18 protein-coding genes are annotated in these 16,113 nt (G+C 57.8%); 13 read left to right on the top strand and 5 right to left on the bottom strand.

Annotated elements, in window-relative coordinates; genetic code table 11:
* Nucleotide 1 precedes the first annotated feature (1 nt).
* The 3 genes from ACTLLP_RS08010 to ACTLLP_RS08000 are packed head-to-tail and all read left to right on the top strand — an operon-like array spanning nucleotide 2 to nucleotide 2,027.
* Nucleotides 2-427, top strand: a complete 426-nt coding sequence (locus ACTLLP_RS08010) for a hydrogenase iron-sulfur subunit (RefSeq protein ID WP_441058690.1) — start codon at nucleotides 2-4, stop codon at nucleotides 425-427.
* Nucleotides 424-1,095 carry a methylenetetrahydrofolate reductase C-terminal domain-containing protein gene (locus ACTLLP_RS08005; RefSeq protein ID WP_441058688.1) on the top strand — a complete coding sequence of 224 codons (672 nt, stop codon included), beginning with the start codon at nucleotides 424-426 and terminating at the stop codon, nucleotides 1,093-1,095. The genes ACTLLP_RS08010 and ACTLLP_RS08005 overlap by 4 nt, the downstream gene beginning before the upstream one ends.
* On the top strand, nucleotides 1,092-2,027 hold the full coding sequence (locus ACTLLP_RS08000; RefSeq protein ID WP_441058686.1) for a methylenetetrahydrofolate reductase: 936 nt from the start codon (nucleotides 1,092-1,094) through the stop codon (nucleotides 2,025-2,027). The genes ACTLLP_RS08005 and ACTLLP_RS08000 overlap by 4 nt, the downstream gene beginning before the upstream one ends.
* Here the strand turns inward: ACTLLP_RS08000 and ACTLLP_RS07995 are convergent.
* Nucleotides 1,942-2,778: a polysaccharide deacetylase family protein gene (locus tag ACTLLP_RS07995; RefSeq protein ID WP_441058684.1), complete on the bottom strand. Its 837-nt coding sequence runs from the start codon at nucleotides 2,776-2,778 to the stop codon at nucleotides 1,942-1,944. The genes ACTLLP_RS08000 and ACTLLP_RS07995 overlap by 86 nt on opposite strands.
* A 357-nt stretch (nucleotides 2,779-3,135) precedes the next feature.
* Between ACTLLP_RS07995 and ytaF the strand changes: the two genes are divergently transcribed.
* From ytaF to dapA, 6 genes are all read left to right on the top strand, one after another.
* Nucleotides 3,136-3,774, top strand: coding sequence for a sporulation membrane protein YtaF (gene ytaF, locus ACTLLP_RS07990; protein WP_441058682.1), 639 nt, complete (start codon nucleotides 3,136-3,138; stop codon nucleotides 3,772-3,774).
* A gap of 127 nt (nucleotides 3,775-3,901) precedes the next feature.
* A complete protein-coding gene (gene dapB, locus ACTLLP_RS07985) occupies nucleotides 3,902-4,699 on the top strand; it encodes a 4-hydroxy-tetrahydrodipicolinate reductase (protein ID WP_441058680.1) in 798 nt (265 codons plus the stop codon).
* Nucleotides 4,700-4,766: 67 nt separating this feature from the next.
* A complete protein-coding gene (dpsA, locus tag ACTLLP_RS07980) occupies nucleotides 4,767-5,666 on the top strand; it encodes a dipicolinate synthase subunit DpsA (protein ID WP_441058678.1) in 900 nt (299 codons plus the stop codon).
* Nucleotides 5,667-5,680: 14 nt separating this feature from the next.
* Nucleotides 5,681-6,283 (top strand): dipicolinate synthase subunit B, encoded by a 603-nt coding sequence (locus ACTLLP_RS07975; RefSeq protein WP_441058676.1) that lies wholly within the window; start codon nucleotides 5,681-5,683, stop codon nucleotides 6,281-6,283.
* 19 nt (nucleotides 6,284-6,302) lie between these two features.
* Entirely contained in the window at nucleotides 6,303-7,307 is a 1,005-nt protein-coding gene (locus ACTLLP_RS07970; protein WP_441058674.1) for an aspartate-semialdehyde dehydrogenase, read from the top strand.
* A gap of 23 nt (nucleotides 7,308-7,330) precedes the next feature.
* Nucleotides 7,331-8,218 carry a 4-hydroxy-tetrahydrodipicolinate synthase gene (dapA, locus tag ACTLLP_RS07965; RefSeq protein WP_441058672.1) on the top strand — a complete coding sequence of 296 codons (888 nt, stop codon included), beginning with the start codon at nucleotides 7,331-7,333 and terminating at the stop codon, nucleotides 8,216-8,218.
* Here dapA and ACTLLP_RS07960 read toward each other — a convergent pair.
* From ACTLLP_RS07960 to ACTLLP_RS07950, 3 genes are read right to left on the bottom strand one after another with little or no spacing between them, the layout of a single operon-like run.
* Nucleotides 8,215-8,952: an ABC transporter permease gene (locus ACTLLP_RS07960; RefSeq protein ID WP_441058670.1), complete on the bottom strand. Its 738-nt coding sequence runs from the start codon at nucleotides 8,950-8,952 to the stop codon at nucleotides 8,215-8,217. The two genes, dapA and ACTLLP_RS07960, sit on opposite strands and share 4 nt — an antisense overlap.
* On the bottom strand, nucleotides 8,949-9,710 hold the full coding sequence (locus tag ACTLLP_RS07955; RefSeq protein WP_441058668.1) for an ABC transporter ATP-binding protein: 762 nt from the start codon (nucleotides 9,708-9,710) through the stop codon (nucleotides 8,949-8,951). Before ACTLLP_RS07955 ends, ACTLLP_RS07960 begins: the two co-directional genes overlap by 4 nt.
* Nucleotides 9,707-10,657 carry an ABC transporter substrate-binding protein gene (locus ACTLLP_RS07950; RefSeq protein ID WP_441058666.1) on the bottom strand — a complete coding sequence of 317 codons (951 nt, stop codon included), beginning with the start codon at nucleotides 10,655-10,657 and terminating at the stop codon, nucleotides 9,707-9,709. The genes ACTLLP_RS07955 and ACTLLP_RS07950 overlap by 4 nt, the downstream gene beginning before the upstream one ends.
* Nucleotides 10,658-10,743: 86 nt before the next feature.
* Between ACTLLP_RS07950 and ACTLLP_RS07945 the strand changes: the two genes are divergently transcribed.
* Nucleotides 10,744-11,841, top strand: coding sequence for a radical SAM protein (locus ACTLLP_RS07945; protein WP_441058664.1), 1,098 nt, complete (start codon nucleotides 10,744-10,746; stop codon nucleotides 11,839-11,841).
* Here the strand turns inward: ACTLLP_RS07945 and ACTLLP_RS07940 are convergent.
* Nucleotides 11,838-13,025: an FprA family A-type flavoprotein gene (locus ACTLLP_RS07940; RefSeq protein ID WP_441058662.1), complete on the bottom strand. Its 1,188-nt coding sequence runs from the start codon at nucleotides 13,023-13,025 to the stop codon at nucleotides 11,838-11,840. The two genes, ACTLLP_RS07945 and ACTLLP_RS07940, sit on opposite strands and share 4 nt — an antisense overlap.
* A gap of 260 nt (nucleotides 13,026-13,285) precedes the next feature.
* On the opposite strand from ACTLLP_RS07940, the gene ACTLLP_RS07935 reads away from it, so the two are divergent.
* From ACTLLP_RS07935 to cydB, 3 genes are read left to right on the top strand one after another with little or no spacing between them, the layout of a single operon-like run.
* A complete protein-coding gene (locus tag ACTLLP_RS07935; protein WP_441058660.1) occupies nucleotides 13,286-13,747 on the top strand; it encodes an RrF2 family transcriptional regulator in 462 nt (153 codons plus the stop codon).
* On the top strand, nucleotides 13,735-15,117 hold the full coding sequence (locus ACTLLP_RS07930; protein WP_441058658.1) for a cytochrome ubiquinol oxidase subunit I: 1,383 nt from the start codon (nucleotides 13,735-13,737) through the stop codon (nucleotides 15,115-15,117). The genes ACTLLP_RS07935 and ACTLLP_RS07930 overlap by 13 nt, the downstream gene beginning before the upstream one ends.
* Nucleotides 15,108-16,112, top strand: a complete 1,005-nt coding sequence (gene cydB, locus ACTLLP_RS07925; RefSeq protein ID WP_441058656.1) for a cytochrome d ubiquinol oxidase subunit II — start codon at nucleotides 15,108-15,110, stop codon at nucleotides 16,110-16,112. Before ACTLLP_RS07930 ends, cydB begins: the two co-directional genes overlap by 10 nt.
* The last annotated feature ends 1 nt before the right edge of the window (nucleotide 16,113 follow it).

Genomic DNA, 16,113 nt, shown 5'->3' with positions numbered 1-16,113 from the left:
TATGGCCTGCTTCGAGCCGGTGATCGTGGCCTTTTGTTGTCGCTATTGCGCTTACGCGGCGGCCGATCTGGCAGGTAGCCTACGGCTCGAGTACCCGCCCGGCCTCCGTATTGTGGAGGTGCCCTGCTCTGGCCGAGTGGAGGAGGAGCTCATCCTGGAGGCTTTCGCCGCGGGAGCCGACGGCGTGATGGTGGCCGGTTGCCTCGAAGGGGATTGCCACTTCCAGCGGGGCAACCTCAGGGCCCGTAAGCGGGTGGAGCACTTGCGGCAGTTGCTGCAGGACATAGGTTTGGAGCCGGAGCGCCTGGCCATGTATAACCTTTCTTCGGCCATGGGGCAGCGTTTCGCTACCTTGGCTCGGGAAATGGTGCAGCGGGTGACTTGCCTAGGCCCCAGCCCTTTGAAAAGAAGGGATGAAACGCTATGATAGTAGGTAAAGCCAAGCCGATCGCTTTCTTGGCCGAGCAAGTTCGCCCTTACCGCCGCGTGGCGGTGATAGGTTGCCAGAGCTGTATGGCGGTTTGTCTGGCGGGAGGCGATAAGGAGACTCGGGTGCTGGCCAAGGCCCTGGAGCTCGAGCGCCGGGTTAGCGGGGGGTCCGAATTGGCAGCGCTTCCCATGGCGGTAAAGCGCCAGTGCGAGCTGGAGTATCTGGAGCCCTTGAAATCCTCCCTCGAAGGTGTGGAAGCGATCATCTCGCTGGGATGCGGGGTTGGGGTGCAATATCTGGTGGCAGCTTTCCCCGAGCTCTGGGTGGTGCCGGGTTTGGACACCCTGCTGGTGGGCGGGCCGGTAGCCTTGGGAGTGTGGGAGGAATATTGCCGCCTATGCGGCGAATGTATCCTTTATCTGACGGGGGGAATATGCCCTGTTGCGCGCTGCGCCAAAGGCTTGCTCAATGGTCCTTGCGGCGGGGCTGTAGAGGGAAGATGTGAGGTAAATCCGGAGCTCCCCTGTGCGTGGGTTTTGATCTACCAGCGCTTGCAGCGCTTTGGGCGTCTGGATCTATTGCGGCAATTGTTACCTCCCAAGAATTGGCAATTAGCCTCGGGATGCGGTCCGAAAAAGTTGGTACGGCAAGAGGTGAAAGAATGAAAGCTGGCTCCCGGTTGGAAAGGTTGCTTCGCCAGGGGGAGTTCGTGGTCACGGCTGAAGTGGGACCTCCGAAACACGCTTCCTCTGAGCCGCTCGTCCGCAAGGCCCGGCTGCTACGTGGCTACGTGGATGCGGCTAACGTTACCGATTGCCAGACCGCCATGGTGCGTATGGCCAGCATCCCTGCGGCAGTGCACCTATTGCAAGAGGGGATAGAACCGGTGGTGCAGATGACCTGCCGCGACCGCAATCGCATCGCCATCCAGGCCGATCTGTTAGGAGCTTACAGTTTGGGCCTCCGCAATCTTCTTTGCCTCACTGGCGACCACCCCTCGGTAGGTGATCACCCAGAAGCCAAACCGGTTTTCGATCTCGACGCCGTGCAGCTCCTGGACATGATGCGGAGGCTGCGCGATGAAAAGGTGTTCCAGAGCGGTGTTCCTCTCAAAGGTCCGGAGCCCAGGTTCTTCCTGGGGGCAGCCGAAAGCCCGTGCGGCGGTTCGGCCGAGATCCGGATTCTCCGACTGGCCAAGAAGATTGAGGCGGGTGCGGATTTCATACAAACGCAATGCATTTTTGAGTTAGAATGCTTCCTCCGCTGGCTAGATTTGGTGCGACAGGAGGGACTAGATCGGCGGGTTTTTATTTTGCCCGGAGTAGTTCCCCTTAAATCGGCCCGCATGGCCCAGTACATGCACGAAAACGTCCCGGGGGTGAGCGTGCCCGAAAGCATAAGGGAAAGGATGGCCAAAGCGTCCGATCCCCAAGAGGAGGGGATAGCTATCGCGGTGGAGACCATTCAGGCCTTGCGGAAGGTGCCGGGAGTGGCCGGGGTGCATATCATGGCTATCGCTTGGGAGGAAGTGGTGCCGGAAATTGTTCGGCGGGCGGGGCTTTATCCCCGGCCCCGGCTTGCGGAGGAGAATACGTAGTCCGGCTCACCGAGGGCGGTTGATAAGTGGTTTCCTTCACCGAAGGAGGGCGGTAGCCCTTTTCTTTTTGGGGAGGCGAAGCGGCGGCGCTGGGCTTCTCGGAGGAGGAGAGGAGCTCGGATAGGGTTACCAGCTCGTAGCCCTGCTGCCGCAGCTCTCGTATCAAGATGGGGAGGGCTTGGAGAGTTCCTGGCCTCCCCTCGTGCAGTAAGATGATGCTGCCGTCGCGCACCTGGGCCAGCACCCTCTGGATTATAGCCTGAGGGCCCGGATTGGTCCAATCCCGGGGGTCCACATTCCAGAGGACCACGCTTTCATCCAGTTCCCGCGCGGCTTCCATCACTCCCGGCCCCAACGCCCCGTAAGGAGGGCGGAAATAGCGCACTGGTTTTCCGGTGATGCTCTCCAATGTGCGCGCGGTGCGCAGCAAATCTTCCTTGGCTCCGAGGCTGTTAACTTTGCTCAGACAGGCGTGTTGCCAAGAATGACTGCCTACCTCGTGCCCCTTGCTACTCATGTCCCTTACTAGATGCGGATAGCGTTCGGCCCGGCAGCCGATGACAAAAAAAGTGGCGGTGGCCTGGTGTGCCTCCAGCACGGCCAGATACTGCTCGGTGAGACCGGGATAAGGGCCGTCATCGAAGGTCAGGGCCACTCTTTTACCGCCCTTTCCCGCGGCGCGATATATGGGCTGATCCTGAGCTTCCTGAGGCTGGAAGTTGGAGTGACGCAGGGTGTCGCCCGGTAGCAACTCTTCCGAACTTCCCGGGGGTGAAGGGGTCGGGGAGAAGCTTTCGGCTGCGTCAGGGTGAGGAGGCGATGCGGGAGCGGATCGGAATTGCAGGGCGGCGAAGACCAATCCACTTAAAAGCAAGAGGGCGAGCAGGGAAGCGGCCAAAAAATACCAGGGAGGCAAGGGCAGAGAACGACCGTGAATGGTGATTTTCCTACTGCGGAGCAACTCGATTCCCCCATATTCCCCTAAATTTGCGGGACTTCTTCCTGAAAGACATTCGTCTCAGAGCAGGAGGAATCCTGCTGGAGTTTCACGTCGTAAAGGCGCCGAACCAGAAAAAACTTCTTTCATATACTGGTAGAAATCTCACGGGTGCGGGAGGAGCAAAACATGGAGTGGCTGACAGCGTTTCTGTTGTCTGTTTCTTCTAGTCTAGACAATTTCGGAGCGGCGCTATCGTACGGCATCTGTGGCATAAGGATCCGCGAAAGGTACAACGGGCTTATAGCTGGGATAGCTTTTCTTTTTAGTTACGCCGGTATAGTTGGCGGGGAACTGTTCGGGAAGTTGCTACCGGGTAAAGTGGCCGATGTGGCGGCGGCTTTGCTGTTCTTTCTCGTCGGGCTACGCATTGCATTGCTGGCGTGGCAGCAGCGCCGGCGTAACCAGCAGGAGGAAAGGGTCGAAGTGGGGATAGGGGATATTTTACGCACTCCCACCAGAGCTGATCTGGATCGCTCCGGCGACTTAAGTTTGTGGGAGGCGCTGCTTTTGGGGGTGGCGCTTTCGCTTAACGCTCTGGTTAACGGTTTGGGAGCCGGTATTTTGGGGCTTTCGCCCTTCCTGGTTTCTTCCTTGGCGGCTCTGGGAAGTTTTATAGCCGTGCGGGGAGGTATAGCTCTGGGCGCGCGCCTGGCGACGGTGCGTATCGGGAGATGGTCTTTGGGGCAGTTTAGCGTTTTCCTGAGCGGGGCTATTCTCGTCTTTATAGGTTTGCATAATTTGCTGTGAGCCGGCGACTCCGTCCTTCCTGCTTGGCTTCTCGAACCGTTTCCTCCTCCTAATTCGATGGCTTGACTTGCCTGAGTCTAAGTATAACAATAAGGTTTAAAACCGGGCCAAAGTTAGGAGGGGGAAATTGATCCGGGTAGTGGTTACCGGTGCGGCTGGCCGAATGGGTCGGGAAGTGGTGAAGGCGGTCAGCCGAACGCCGGGGATGGAAGTGGTGGGAGCGGTTGATCCCGGTCACCCAGGTCAGGATGTCGGTTTGCTGGCCGGGATCGAAGCTCTGGGGGTGACCGTGCGTGGGGATCTAGCCGAGGTGCTGCGGACGAGCAAAGCCACGGTGATGGTTGACTTCACCACGCCGGGAGCGGCGGTAGCTAATATCAAGACCGCTCTGGAATACGGCGTGCGTCCGGTGGTGGGCACTACGGGCATTGCTCAGCGAGATGTGGAAGAAATAAAAGCGATCTGTCGCGAGAAACGTTTGGGGGGGCTTATAGTCCCTAATTTTGCTTTGGGGGCAGTGTTGATGATGCACTTTGCCGGGATCGCTGCCCGCTACTTTCCCGATGTCGAGATCATCGAGCTGCACCATCCGCAGAAGCTAGATGCCCCTTCGGGTACGGCTCTGCAAACGGCGGACATCGTGGCCCGTAGCCGGCAGGAAAAAGGGGTGGGGGATCGCACCGAGGTGGAGAAGCTCGATGGAGCTCGGGGAGGTAACCTGGAAGGGGTAAGGATTCATAGCGTGCGACTGCCGGGGCTCGTGGCTCACCAGGAGGTTATTTTTGGGGGATTGGGTCAGACGTTGACTATCAGGCACGATTCTACTTCCCGCGAATCATTCATGCCGGGTGTGATTATGGCTATCAAAAAGGTGATGGAATTGGAGCAGTTGGTTTACGGCCTGGACCGGCTGATCTTCGGATAGCGGTTTTATCGCACCTCCTCTTTCCCCGGTACATATACTGTAATGGCCGTGGGGGGCGATAAAGCGTATGCGACCGAACCAGCTTAAAGGGATCACACTAGCGGTGATCGGGGGCGACCAGAGAGCCGTGTATACAGCTGAGGAATTGGCCCAGCGGGGGGCCCGGGTACGCCTAGTGGGACATCGCTCTAATTGTTCCGGGGTGGAAGCGGTGGAGGGCGTCCGGGCAGCATTAGAAGCGGTCGAGGCAGTGGTCTTCCCCTTCCCAGGTGTTCAGGAAGACGGAAGTCTTCCATCTCCTACCGGTGCCTTGCGTTTGGCGCCAACGGACTTCGAGTTCTTGCCTCGGGCAGGGTGGATTTTCACCGGTTTTGCCAACTCCTTTCTTTGGCGTCTGGCGGAGCTGAAGGGTTTGAAGCTCGTACCGGTAGCCGACCGCGACGATTTCGCCATTCTTAATTCCATTCCTACTGCCGAAGGAGCGCTGCAGATGGCTATGGAGCGGTTGCCAGTGACCATTCACGGTCTGGTGGTGCTGGTGCTGGGTTTCGGGCGGGTTGGTCAATCGCTGGCCCGCCGCTTGCAAGCTCTGGGAGCTCGCGTATCGGTGGTTACGCGTGATCCGGCGGAGCGAGCCCGAGCTCTGGAAACGGGTTACCGGGTGCTGGATTTGGCGGCTCTACCTACCTACCTGCCTGAATTCGAGCTCCTTTTCAACACCATCCCGGCTCCCGTCCTCACCGCTCGTCTGCTCCGCTGCACCCGCCCCGAGGTGCTTATCATTGACCTGGCTTCTTATCCCGGAGGCACCGATTTTGAGGCGGCTCAGGTTTTGGGGCGGCAAGCGCTGTTAGCTCCTTCGTTACCGGGCAAAGTGGCTCCCAAGACGGCCGGCAAAATATTAGGCCAGGTGATAGCGGAAATCTTGCTGCAAGAGAAGGGCCTAAACCTGGCAGTAATGTCTTGAGGGGGCGGTGTCAGATGCGCTTGCGGGGAATCAAAATGGGTTTCGCTTTGACGGGTTCCTTTTGCACCTTGGGCGAGACGTTGCGGCAGGTGGAAAGATTATTGCGTGAGGGGGCGGAGATCATTCCTATCGTTACCCGGGAAGTAGCCACTACCGATACTCGTTTCGGCGCGGCGGAGGAGTGGAAGGCCAAACTAACCGCCTTAACCGGTCGGCCGGTGATTGAAAGCATCGTGGGGGCCGAGCCAATAGGACCACAACGTCTCCTGGATATTCTGGTAGTGGCTCCATGCACTGGTAACACTCTGGCTAAGCTGGCCAATGCCATTACCGATGGGCCGGTGCTTATGGCCATCAAGGCTCAGCTCCGTAACCAACGCCCCGTGGTCCTGGCCGTTTCCACCAACGACGGCTTAGGCTTGAACGCGAAAAATCTGGGGACGCTGCTCAACGCTAAAAATGTCTATTTCGTTCCTTTCGGGCAGGATGATCCGGTCAAAAAGCCTAATTCTTTAGTAGCAAAGATGGATTTGCTGCTTGATACCGTGCTTCACGCCCTGCAAGGGCGACAACTTCAGCCAGTGCTGGTGAATTACGTCCAGCAAGCGGTGGGGTAAAAGGAGGTTTAGTCTAGTTTTGTTCAATGTAGCAGTGGTGGGGGCCACCGGTGCGGTGGGCCAGGAAATTCTTCAGGTGCTGGAAGAGCGCCGCTTCCCGGTTAAGCGGCTATTGCCTCTGGCCACCGCCCGCTCGGCCGGGAAAGAAATAAGGTTCGGCGGCGAGACTTATAGAGTGGAGGCCACCGGTGAGGATAGCTTCGCTGGAGTAGACATCGCTTTCTTCGCCGGTGGTTCCGCCAGCAAGGAATTCGCCCTGAAGGCGCGGGAACAAGGGGCGTTGGTGATTGATAATTCCAGTGCTTTCCGCCTCGATCCTGAAGTCCCCCTGGTGGTGCCGGAGGTTAATCCGGAAGACGCCCGCCAGCATAAGCGTCTAATCGCCAATCCCAACTGTTCCACCATCATCATGGTGGTTCCGCTCAAGCCTATCTACGATGCTGCTGGTATTCGGCGGGTGGTGGTGGCCACCTATCAGGCCGTTTCCGGGGCAGGGGCGGCGGCTATCGAAGAACTCCGCCGGCAAACCCAGGCCGTGCTCGAAGGTAAGGAGTACCCGCCCCAGGTTTTCCCGCACCCTATAGCCTTTAATTTAATCCCCCACATCGATGTCTTCGCGGAGCAAGACTACACCCGGGAAGAGTGGAAGATGGTGAAAGAGACCCGCAAAATTCTGCACGACGAGCGGTTGGCTATCACGGCCACCACGGTGCGGGTTCCGGTTTTTCGCTCGCATTCGGAAGCGGTTAACGTGGAGACGGAAAGTAAACTTTCCGCGGCGGCAGCTCGCGAATTGCTAAGGCGAGCTCCAGGGGTGGAGGTGGTGGATGATCCGGGCAGCCTCCAGTATCCCATGCCTTTAACCGCTACGGGCCGGGATGAGGTCTTCGTGGGGCGGATTCGAGAGGATATTTCGGTGGACAAGGGGTTGAACCTGTGGGTGGTGGCCGACCAGCTGCGTAAAGGGGCGGCTACCAACGCGGTGCAGATCGCCGAGTTGGTAGTGAGTTCCGGATGGCTGTAAAAGTTTGTTAGGGTGGTGGGGAAATGAGTCTGGACTTGGGTTACGTGCTGACTGCCATGGTTACTCCTTTCGACCGGGAGGGACGCCTCGATCTGCAACAGGCCAAGCGCCTGGCGCACCGCTTAGTGGAGAGCGGCTCCGACGGGGTGGTGGTGGCTGGGACTACCGGCGAGTCACCCACGCTAACCAAAGAGGAGAAAATCGCCCTTTTTAGCGCCGTGGCCGAGGAGATCGGGGGTCGGGCCACGGTGGTGGCTGGCACCGGCGGTAACGACACGGCTACCAGCGTGGAACTTACCCGAGCGGCGGAAAAGTCGGGTGTGGACGCCATCATGGTGGTGACGCCTTATTACAACAAGCCCTCTCAAGAGGGTCTGTACCAGCACTTCCGCGCCGTGGCCACCAGCACCAACCTTCCCGTAATGCTTTACAATGTGCCCGGGCGCACGGCGGTCAATCTTTTGCCATCCACGGTGGCCCGCCTGGCGCGGGATGTCCCCAACATCGTGGCTCTCAAAGAGGCTTCGGGGAATCTGGATCAAGTAAGCGAGCTGCGGCGCTTGCTCCCCGACGATTTCGCGCTGTACAGCGGTGACGATGCTCTTACCCTACCCATCCTGGCCCTAGGTGGTAGAGGGGTGGTTAGCGTGGTGGCTCACCTAGTAGGTGCGCGTTTGAAGGAGATGATTAGCGCCTACCATAGCGGGAACGTTACGCTGGCAGCTAAGATTCACCGAGATCTCTACCCTCTAATGAAGGGTATGTTCATTACCACCAACCCGGTGCCAGTGAAGGCGGCGCTTAACCTTCTGGGTTTCAATGTGGGCCCCCCCCGGCTGCCTCTGGTGGAGGCTAACCAAGTGGAAAAGGAGAAGCTGGCGGAGCTCTTGCGCGAGGCAGGGCTCCTCTAAAGATACTTCCAGTGGCAGAGCCGGCGCTCGAGCCATTCCAGAAGGGAGTAAAGGATGAACCCCAGAAGGCTCATGGCTAAAACTCCGGCGTAAAGGTCGGGGTAGGCGTAGCGCGTCCAGGCATCGAGCAGATAGTACCCCAGCCCTTCTTGGCTGGCGATGGTCTCGGCGAAGAAGAGGACGGCGATGGCGGTTCCTGAGGCCACCCGCAGGCCGGTAAGCACCTCCGGTAGCACGGCGGGGAAAACTACGTGCCAGTAAAAAGCTAGCCCCCGCACTCCTAAAGCGGTGACGGCATCGACCAGGTAAGGGGAGAGGTGGCGGGCGCCGTCTCGCACCGGCAGAAGGATCTGGAAGAAGAGGACTAGAGTGATGAGTAGAATCTTGGCGGAGTCCCCCAGGCCGACTATCACCATGATGAGCGGCACCAGGACTACTTTGGGCACGGGGTAAATCAGAGAAAAAAAAGGTCCCAGCAGACGGTCGGCCCAGGGGCATCGCCCCAGAAAAAGCCCCAAGGGCACGGCGGATACCGTGGCCAGGAACATACCAGCCAGGATGCGATAGGTGCTTACCAGCCAGTTGAAGCCCAGGGGTCCGGGTAATTCCTTAAAGAAAGCGGCGAGGGCTTGACTTGCCGGGGGCAGAGCGGGCAGGTGCAAGCCTTTCGCCATCAACTCCCATAGAACCAAGAGAACTAAAAGAGCGGTCAGGGAAGAGAGTTGCTTGCTCATCCTACCTTACCCTCGCAGGCGCGAAACAACTCCTGACGGACGCGAGTGCAGGCCGGGTAAAAGTCCGGGTGGTGGCGCCAGGACTCGTTTCCTGCCAAGGGGTGGGAATAAACGGCCACCACCCTCCCTGGGCGTGGGGAGAGGACCGCTACCTTCTGCCCCAAGAAGACGGCCTCCTCGATGCTGTGGGTCACCAGCACAATGGTGCACTTGATCTCCCGCCATATCCTCAGCAGGGTCTCCTGCAGGGCTTCCCGCGTCAGGGCGTCCAGAGAAGAAAAGGGCTCATCCATAAGCAGGAGATCGGGTTGCAGCACCAAGGCGCGGGCAATGGCTACCCGCTGGCATTGCCCACCAGAAAGCTGAGCCGGGTAAAGGTGGCGGAGGTCGTAAAGTCCCAAATTTCCGAGCCAGAAGGTCACTCGCTTCTCTATTTCTCGGGTAGGGAAACGGCGCACTTTAAGCCCTAAGGCCACATTTCCCCAAACGTTCTTCCAAGGGAGAAGGCCAAAGTGCTGCAAGATGAGGGCCGTCTGACTTCTCCCAGCTTTTGCTCTTTCTCCCGCCACTTTCACTTCTCCTTCGAAGTCCTGCTTGAGACCAGCTAACACATAAAGGAGCGTGCTCTTGCCGCAACCCGAGGGTCCGATGACGGCGCAGCTTTTTCCCTGCTCCACCGCGAAAGACACGCCCGCCAGGGCCTCTACAGGACCGGCCGGAGTAGAATAGGTGACTTTAAGGTTTTCTACTCGGATCAACGCTCCAGCACCCGTCGGTCTACCAGATCAAAGTAAGTCAGTGGCTGGGTTAGTAAGTTCCTGCTTTTGAGCCAGCTGAGTACGGCCTCTAGCTCCCCGGGGCTGGGTAGGGTGGCGGGAGAGAAGACCAGCTTTATCCCGTGTTTCTCGCCGGGCAACACCTCTTTAGGCACCTGCGCTTTTTCTTCCAAGATGCGGTTGAAGGCTTGCGGATGCTGCTGGATGTCGGCCACCGCCCGGTCATAGGCTTCCAGGAGGCGCTTGAGCTCCGGCAGGCGCTGGTTGATAACCTCTTCCCGGACGATGATCACCGTCTGGGCTAAGTTTCTCTGGCTGGAGTCGGCCAGGAGGTGCGCCCCTTTGGCCTCGGCTAACGAAGCGAAGGGTTCGGGCAGCAGAGCTGCTTCGACAGTACCATTGAGCAGAGCTTCCAGGCGCACCGGAATCTTAGGTATAGAGACCTTCTTTATCTCCTGGGGAGGAATGCCAGCGTCTCCCAGCATCTGGTCGACCAAGTATTCGTTGATGGTCTTGAGCGAGCAGGCCACCGGGACGTTGCGGAGTTTGGCTGCGCTGGTGAGGCGCGAATTAGGGGCGGAAAGCAGGGCGAAGCGAGCTTCTCCCGGCTGTCTCCCTTGCGCTACCGCTATGGCCTTCACTTTGATCCCCCCCTGGCGCATCTGGGCCACGGCCAGGAGGTCTCCCACCGCCAGGTCTATCTTGCCGGCGGCGAAGGCGCTGTCTCGCTCCACCGCGCTGGGGAAGGAAATAAATTTCACTTCCAGACCCGCCTCTTTGAAGTAGCCCTTTTCCTCCGCCACCCAGAAGGGCAGGTTATCGATTATCGGTAATGTGCCGATGGTCAAGGGCTCTTTCTTCTGGCCGCAGCCGGAGAATAAAAGGAGCAGGGAAAGCAGGGCTAAAGGGAAAAATCTCTTTAAAGCCAATATTCCGAAGCCTCCTTTAGTGAGCTTTCTTTTGTTTTAAGTTCTTTCGGCTTTCAGCAAAATACTCCTCCCGGGAGATGAGGAAAATGAGTTGTCGTATTTGCGGCAGCGGGCAATCGACATCCGAGGCGCTGGGCTTTATCTGTGGCGAGTGCCTTAAAGCGCATCCCGAGTTAGGGGCCGAGATAGCTTCAAGAGCGCACGCGCAGAGTCGCTTTCCTTTGCCGCCTTTGCCGCCGCGCACTCCTGGCGGGCTTACCTGCCAGGTCTGCGGTAACCGCTGCCAGCTGGGGGAGGGAGAGGTGGGCTTTTGCGGTCTGCGCTTTTGCCGCGGGAAAAGGCTGGAGCAAGTGGCGGGAACCTCCCGGCAGGGGCTTCTGAGCTTCTACTTTGATCCTCTCCCCACCAATTGCGTGGCCGACTGGGTGTGTCCCGGCGGTACCGGCGCCGGCTTTCCCCGCTACGCCTACCGCCCGGGGCCGGAAGAGGGCTATAAAAACTTAGCCGTCTTCTTGGGTGCTTGTTCCTTCGACTGTCTCTACTGCCAGAACAGCGTTTACCTCCGCATGGCAAAGAAGAAAGCTCCTCTGGTAAGCCCAGAGGAGCTGGTGGCGGCCATCGACGAGGAGACGGCCTGCGTTTGCTTTTTCGGCGGCGACCCCTCACCGCAGATGCCCTTTACTCTCCAGGCGGCCCGGCTGGCCCGCGCCAGGGCCGGGGGCCGGATCCTGCGCCTTTGCTGGGAGACCAACGGCAACATTCATCCCCGCTACCTCGACGCCTTGGCGGAGCTGGCCCTGGAGTCGGGCGGGTGCATAAAGTTCGACCTCAAGGCCTGGAACGAGGATCTGCACCGGCTGCTCACCGGGGTGAGCAACCGGCAGACGCTTTATAACTTCCGCTACCTTTCCCGCTACTTGCCCCTGCGCCCCGAGCCCCCTCTGCTGGTGGCCAGCACTCTTTTGGTTCCCGGCTACGTGGGAGCGGAGGAAGTGGCAGCTATAGCGCGCTTTTTGGCTGAGCTCGACCCTTCCATTCCCTATACCTTGCTGGCCTTTTCCCCCCACCACCTGATGCGCGATCTGCCGCTTCTGAGCCGTAGGGAGGCGGAAGAATGTTACCAAGCCGCCCGGGAAGCGGGGCTTAAAAGGGTGCGCCTGGGAAACGTTCATCTGTTGCGTTAGCCCAGAATGCCCCATTCCCGGTGGCGCTGGGCAATGGCCTCGGCCAGCTCGTCCAGTTTCTTTAAATCCTCCTCCCGCGGTAGCCCCTTTACCAGCACCGGTTCCAGGAACTCGGCTTTCAAGGTTTTCCAGAACTCGCTTACTATCTCCACCGTCCGGCCCCCCCAACCGTAAGAGCCGATGAGCCCTGCGAGCCTGGTCTTGGGCCGGAGCACCCCCACCAGGTAGGCAGCGTAAAGGGCGGTGGGGTGAGGCCCGCCCAGGACGGTAGGGGTAGCCAACACGATGGTAGCCGCGTCCACCATGGCCATGGCCAGCTCTCCCAAGTCGGTGTAGGTCAAGTTAAAGGGAGAGGCTTCTAGTCCCCGGTTGACCAGCGCTTCGAGTAAATGCTCTACCATGCGGGCGGTGCTCTCGTGCATGGATATATACGGTATGAGAACTTCGTTCTTCACCTGGTCGGAGGCCCAGTCCCGGTAAGCGGACAAGATGAACTCCGGGCGGTGATAAACGGGCCCGTGGCTAGGAGCGATGAAGGCCAGCGGTAGCTCTTCTAGGCGTTGTAAATATTTCTGCACGTGACTGCGGAAGGGCATCATGATTTCAGCGTAGTAGCGCTTGGCGGCCAGGTAGATTTCCCGCTCCCGGGTGGCAAAGAGGTCGCTGGTAGCGAAGTGGGAACCTAAAAAGTCACAGGGGAAAAGAATTTTGTCCTCCACCAAGTAAGTGAACATGGTCTCGGGCCAGTGCACCCAGGGGGCCAGCATGAAGGTTAAGGTTTTGTCTCCCAGGGATAGTCGCTCGCCGTCATTGATTACCAGAAAGCAATCCTCCGGCAGGTGGAGATGATCGATGAGCAGGGCTTTGCATTTGGAATTGGTTACTACCTTAGCTTCGGGATAAGTGGACAGGACATCGGGCAAAGAGCCGGAGTGATCTTGCTCGGTATGGTTAGAAACGACGTAATCGAGCCGCTCGACACCCAATTGCTTCAAGTTATGAAAAAGGTCTTTTTTCTTGCTGGGGTCGACCGTGTCGATGAGGGCGGTCTTCTCGCTTCCCTTCACCAAGTAAGCGTTATAGGTGGTTCCGTTGGGCAAGGGTATGAGTTCGTCGAAAAGCCTCCGGTCCCAGTCTATGGCGCCTACCGAATAGACTCCTTCGGTAAGTTTCCTACCCCACATTATTTGTATCCCTCCTTAAAAGCGGCTTTTTGCTTTATTTCGCCCTCCGGGATGGTTTTACCTTCGCTGGCTCGTGTCTCAAACTAAAATTTTTTTAATTTTAAAATCCGCAGAGATAGAGCAAAAATAACAAGTTCAAAGACGAATAGGCTGTTAAAAAGGTAGATACGGCGGTTGGGGAGTTTTGACGGGAAACGGTCTGCAGCCTTAAACTGGAAGCAAACTATACCACTGCGGTATAGATAGCGGAGTTGATGGTGATGCGTTTGAGTCAGGCGGCTGACTATGCCATCCGGGTGGTGTTGAACCTAGCCATGCGACCTTCGGGGGAGGTGGTATGTGCCCAGATACTGGCGCGGGAAGAAAGCATCCCCTTGCGCTTTTTGCTTAAGGTAGTGCGCGACCTTACCCGAGCGGGTATAGTGCGTTCTTACCGGGGAGTGGGAGGCGGCTTCGCTTTGGCTCGGCCGGCGAGCACCATTACCCTGCGGGAGGTTTGGGAAGCAGTGGAAGGACCTATCCGACTTAATCGCTGTTTTATCGATGCGGATTATTGTAGTAAAAAATGGGCTCACGTATGCCCGGTGCACGAGGTGCTGGGCAAACTCCAATTTCTGCTGCGAGAAGAATTGGAGCGTTACGACTTCGCTACGCTGGCGGAGCGGGCGCGCGAGCTCCAATCTAAAGAAGCGAAGGAGGGAGGATCTCTATGGACCCTTTAACCCTGGCTCTGGCCCGTTGGCAATTTGCTATCACGGCCATTTACCATTTCTTTTTCGTCCCCCTCACTCTGGGGCTCTCCATTCTGGTGGCCGTAATGGAGACCTATTACGTGCGTACCGGCGAAGAAAAGTACAAGCGCATGACTCAATTTTGGGGTAAGCTTTTCGTGATCAACTTCGTTTTGGGAGTGGTGACCGGTATCCTGCAGGAGTTTCACTTCGGCATGAATTGGTCCGAGTATTCCCGCTTCGTGGGTGATGTCTTTGGTGCTCCTCTGGCTATCGAGGCCTTGCTAGCCTTCTTTTTAGAGTCCACCTTTTTAGGCGTCTGGATTTTTGGTTGGGATCGTATTTCCAAGCGACTGCATCTCCTGGCTATCTGGCTGGTGGCTATTGCTTCCAACCTGTCGGCCCTGTGGATTTTGATCGCCAATTCTTTCATGCAGGAACCGGTGGGTTTTGTGCTGCGCTCCGGGCGGGCGGAGATGAACAATTTCTTGGCGCTAGCTACCAACCCTAACGTCTTCACCCAGTTTCCGCACGCCGTGATCGCGGGTCTTACCACCGCTTCTTTCTTCGTAATGGGCATCAGCGCCTACCATTTACTGCGCCGGACCCATCTAGAGGTTTTCCGTCCCTCCATGCGCATAGGTCTGATCGCGGGCATGATTGCCACTTTTTTGGTGGCCTTTACAGGCCACTTTCAGGGAATACACCTGGTCGAGACCCAGCCCATGAAGATCGCTGCGGCTAACGCTCTGTGGCATACCTCCCAACCCGCCCCCCTTAACTTAATCGCGTGGGTGGATCAGCAGGAGCAGACCAACCGTTTGGCTTTGTCCCTGCCGGCTTTGGAAAGCTTCCTGGCTCATAACTCCTTCACTGCTAGGGTAGAGGGAATTAAGGAGTTGCAGCAGGAGATGGTGGCTCATTACGGGCCCGGCTATTACATTCCCCCAGTGGCCATTACTTTCTGGTCGTTCCGCATCATGGTGGGGTTGGGGATTTGGCTGCTTCTGCTGAGCTTTTACGCCTATTATCTCTACCGGAAAGGGAGGCTGGAAGACAAGCCCGCGGTCTTGAAAGCCGTGCTTTACTCTTTGCCCCTGCCTTACGTGGCCAACACAGCGGGCTGGGCCATGACCGAGGTGGGGCGGCAACCCTGGATCGTTTACGGCCTGCAGCGGGTGGAGCAGGCCCTGTCTCCCTGCGTTACTTCGGGCCAGCTCTTGATCACCTTGCTGGGCTTCACTTTCCTTCTGGGCATTTTGGTGGTGCTTGATGTTTCGCTTCTGACTCGTTTCGCTAAACAGGGTCCTAAGGAGGCAGGCACAGCTAAGCCGGAAAAGGAGGTGTCGTTATGGAGCTAAACATCCTTTGGTTTTTACTGATCGCTGTGCTCTTTGCTGGCTATTTCTTTCTGGAAGGGTTCGATTACGGTGTGGGGGTGCTAGTTCCCTTCCTGGGGCACACCGATAGCGAACGGCGAATGCTGATCAACACTTTTGGGCCCTTCTGGGATGGCAACGAGGTGTGGCTCATCACGGCTGGGGGCGCTTTATTCGCTGCTTTCCCCAACTGGTACGCTACTCTCTTCAGCGGTTTTTACCTGGCGCTTTTCTTAATCCTGGTAGCGCTGATCTTGCGAGCGGTGGCTATCGAGTTCCGCCACCTGGACCAGAGTCCTGGATGGCGCCGCTTCTGGGACGGGGCGCTTTGTTTCGGCAGCTTGTTGCCCTCTTTGTTGTGGGGGGTGGCTTTCGCCAACCTGCTCAAAGGGGTTCCTATCAACGCCGAGATGCAATACGTGGGCAGCTTCTTCGATCTGCTCTCTCCCTATACCCTGCTGGGGGGACTGGCGTTTACTTGTCTCTTCCTGGCCCACGGAGCTCTATTTGTGACCATTCGCACGGTAGGGGAGTTGGAGGAGAGAGCCCGCAAATACGCTGCGCCGCTCTTGTGGCTAGCCATAGGTTTCCTGGCCCTGTTCTTCCTTCTCAGCCTAGGAACCATAGGGCTGGGTAGCAAACCAGTGGCCTTGGCGCTTTTCCTGTTAGTGCTGGCGTTGTTGTTGGGAAGCTATCTGGCCTTGAAGGCCCATCGCAGTGGCTGGGCTTTCGCTTTGGGGGGAATAAGTGTGGTTGGTTTAACCTTTACCTTCTTCTGCGCCCTCTTCCCCCGGGTGATGGTTTCCAGCCTTAACCCGGAATGGAGCCTAACGGTGTACAACGCTTCCTCCAGCCCTTACACGTTGAAAGTAATGACCATCGTAGCTTTGCTGCTGGTTCCGCTGGTATTGCTGTATCAGGGTTGGACTTACTGGACTTTCCGGCAGCGCATAACGCCCAAGGATTTGTACTATTAAG

The organism is Desulfothermobacter acidiphilus (assembly GCF_052073645.1).
Taxonomy (GTDB): Bacteria; Bacillota; Desulfotomaculia; order Desulfotomaculales; family Ammonificaceae; genus Desulfothermobacter; species Desulfothermobacter acidiphilus.
The sequence above is the reverse complement of the archived record's forward strand: the minus strand, read 5'-3'. Positions and strand labels throughout refer to the sequence as shown.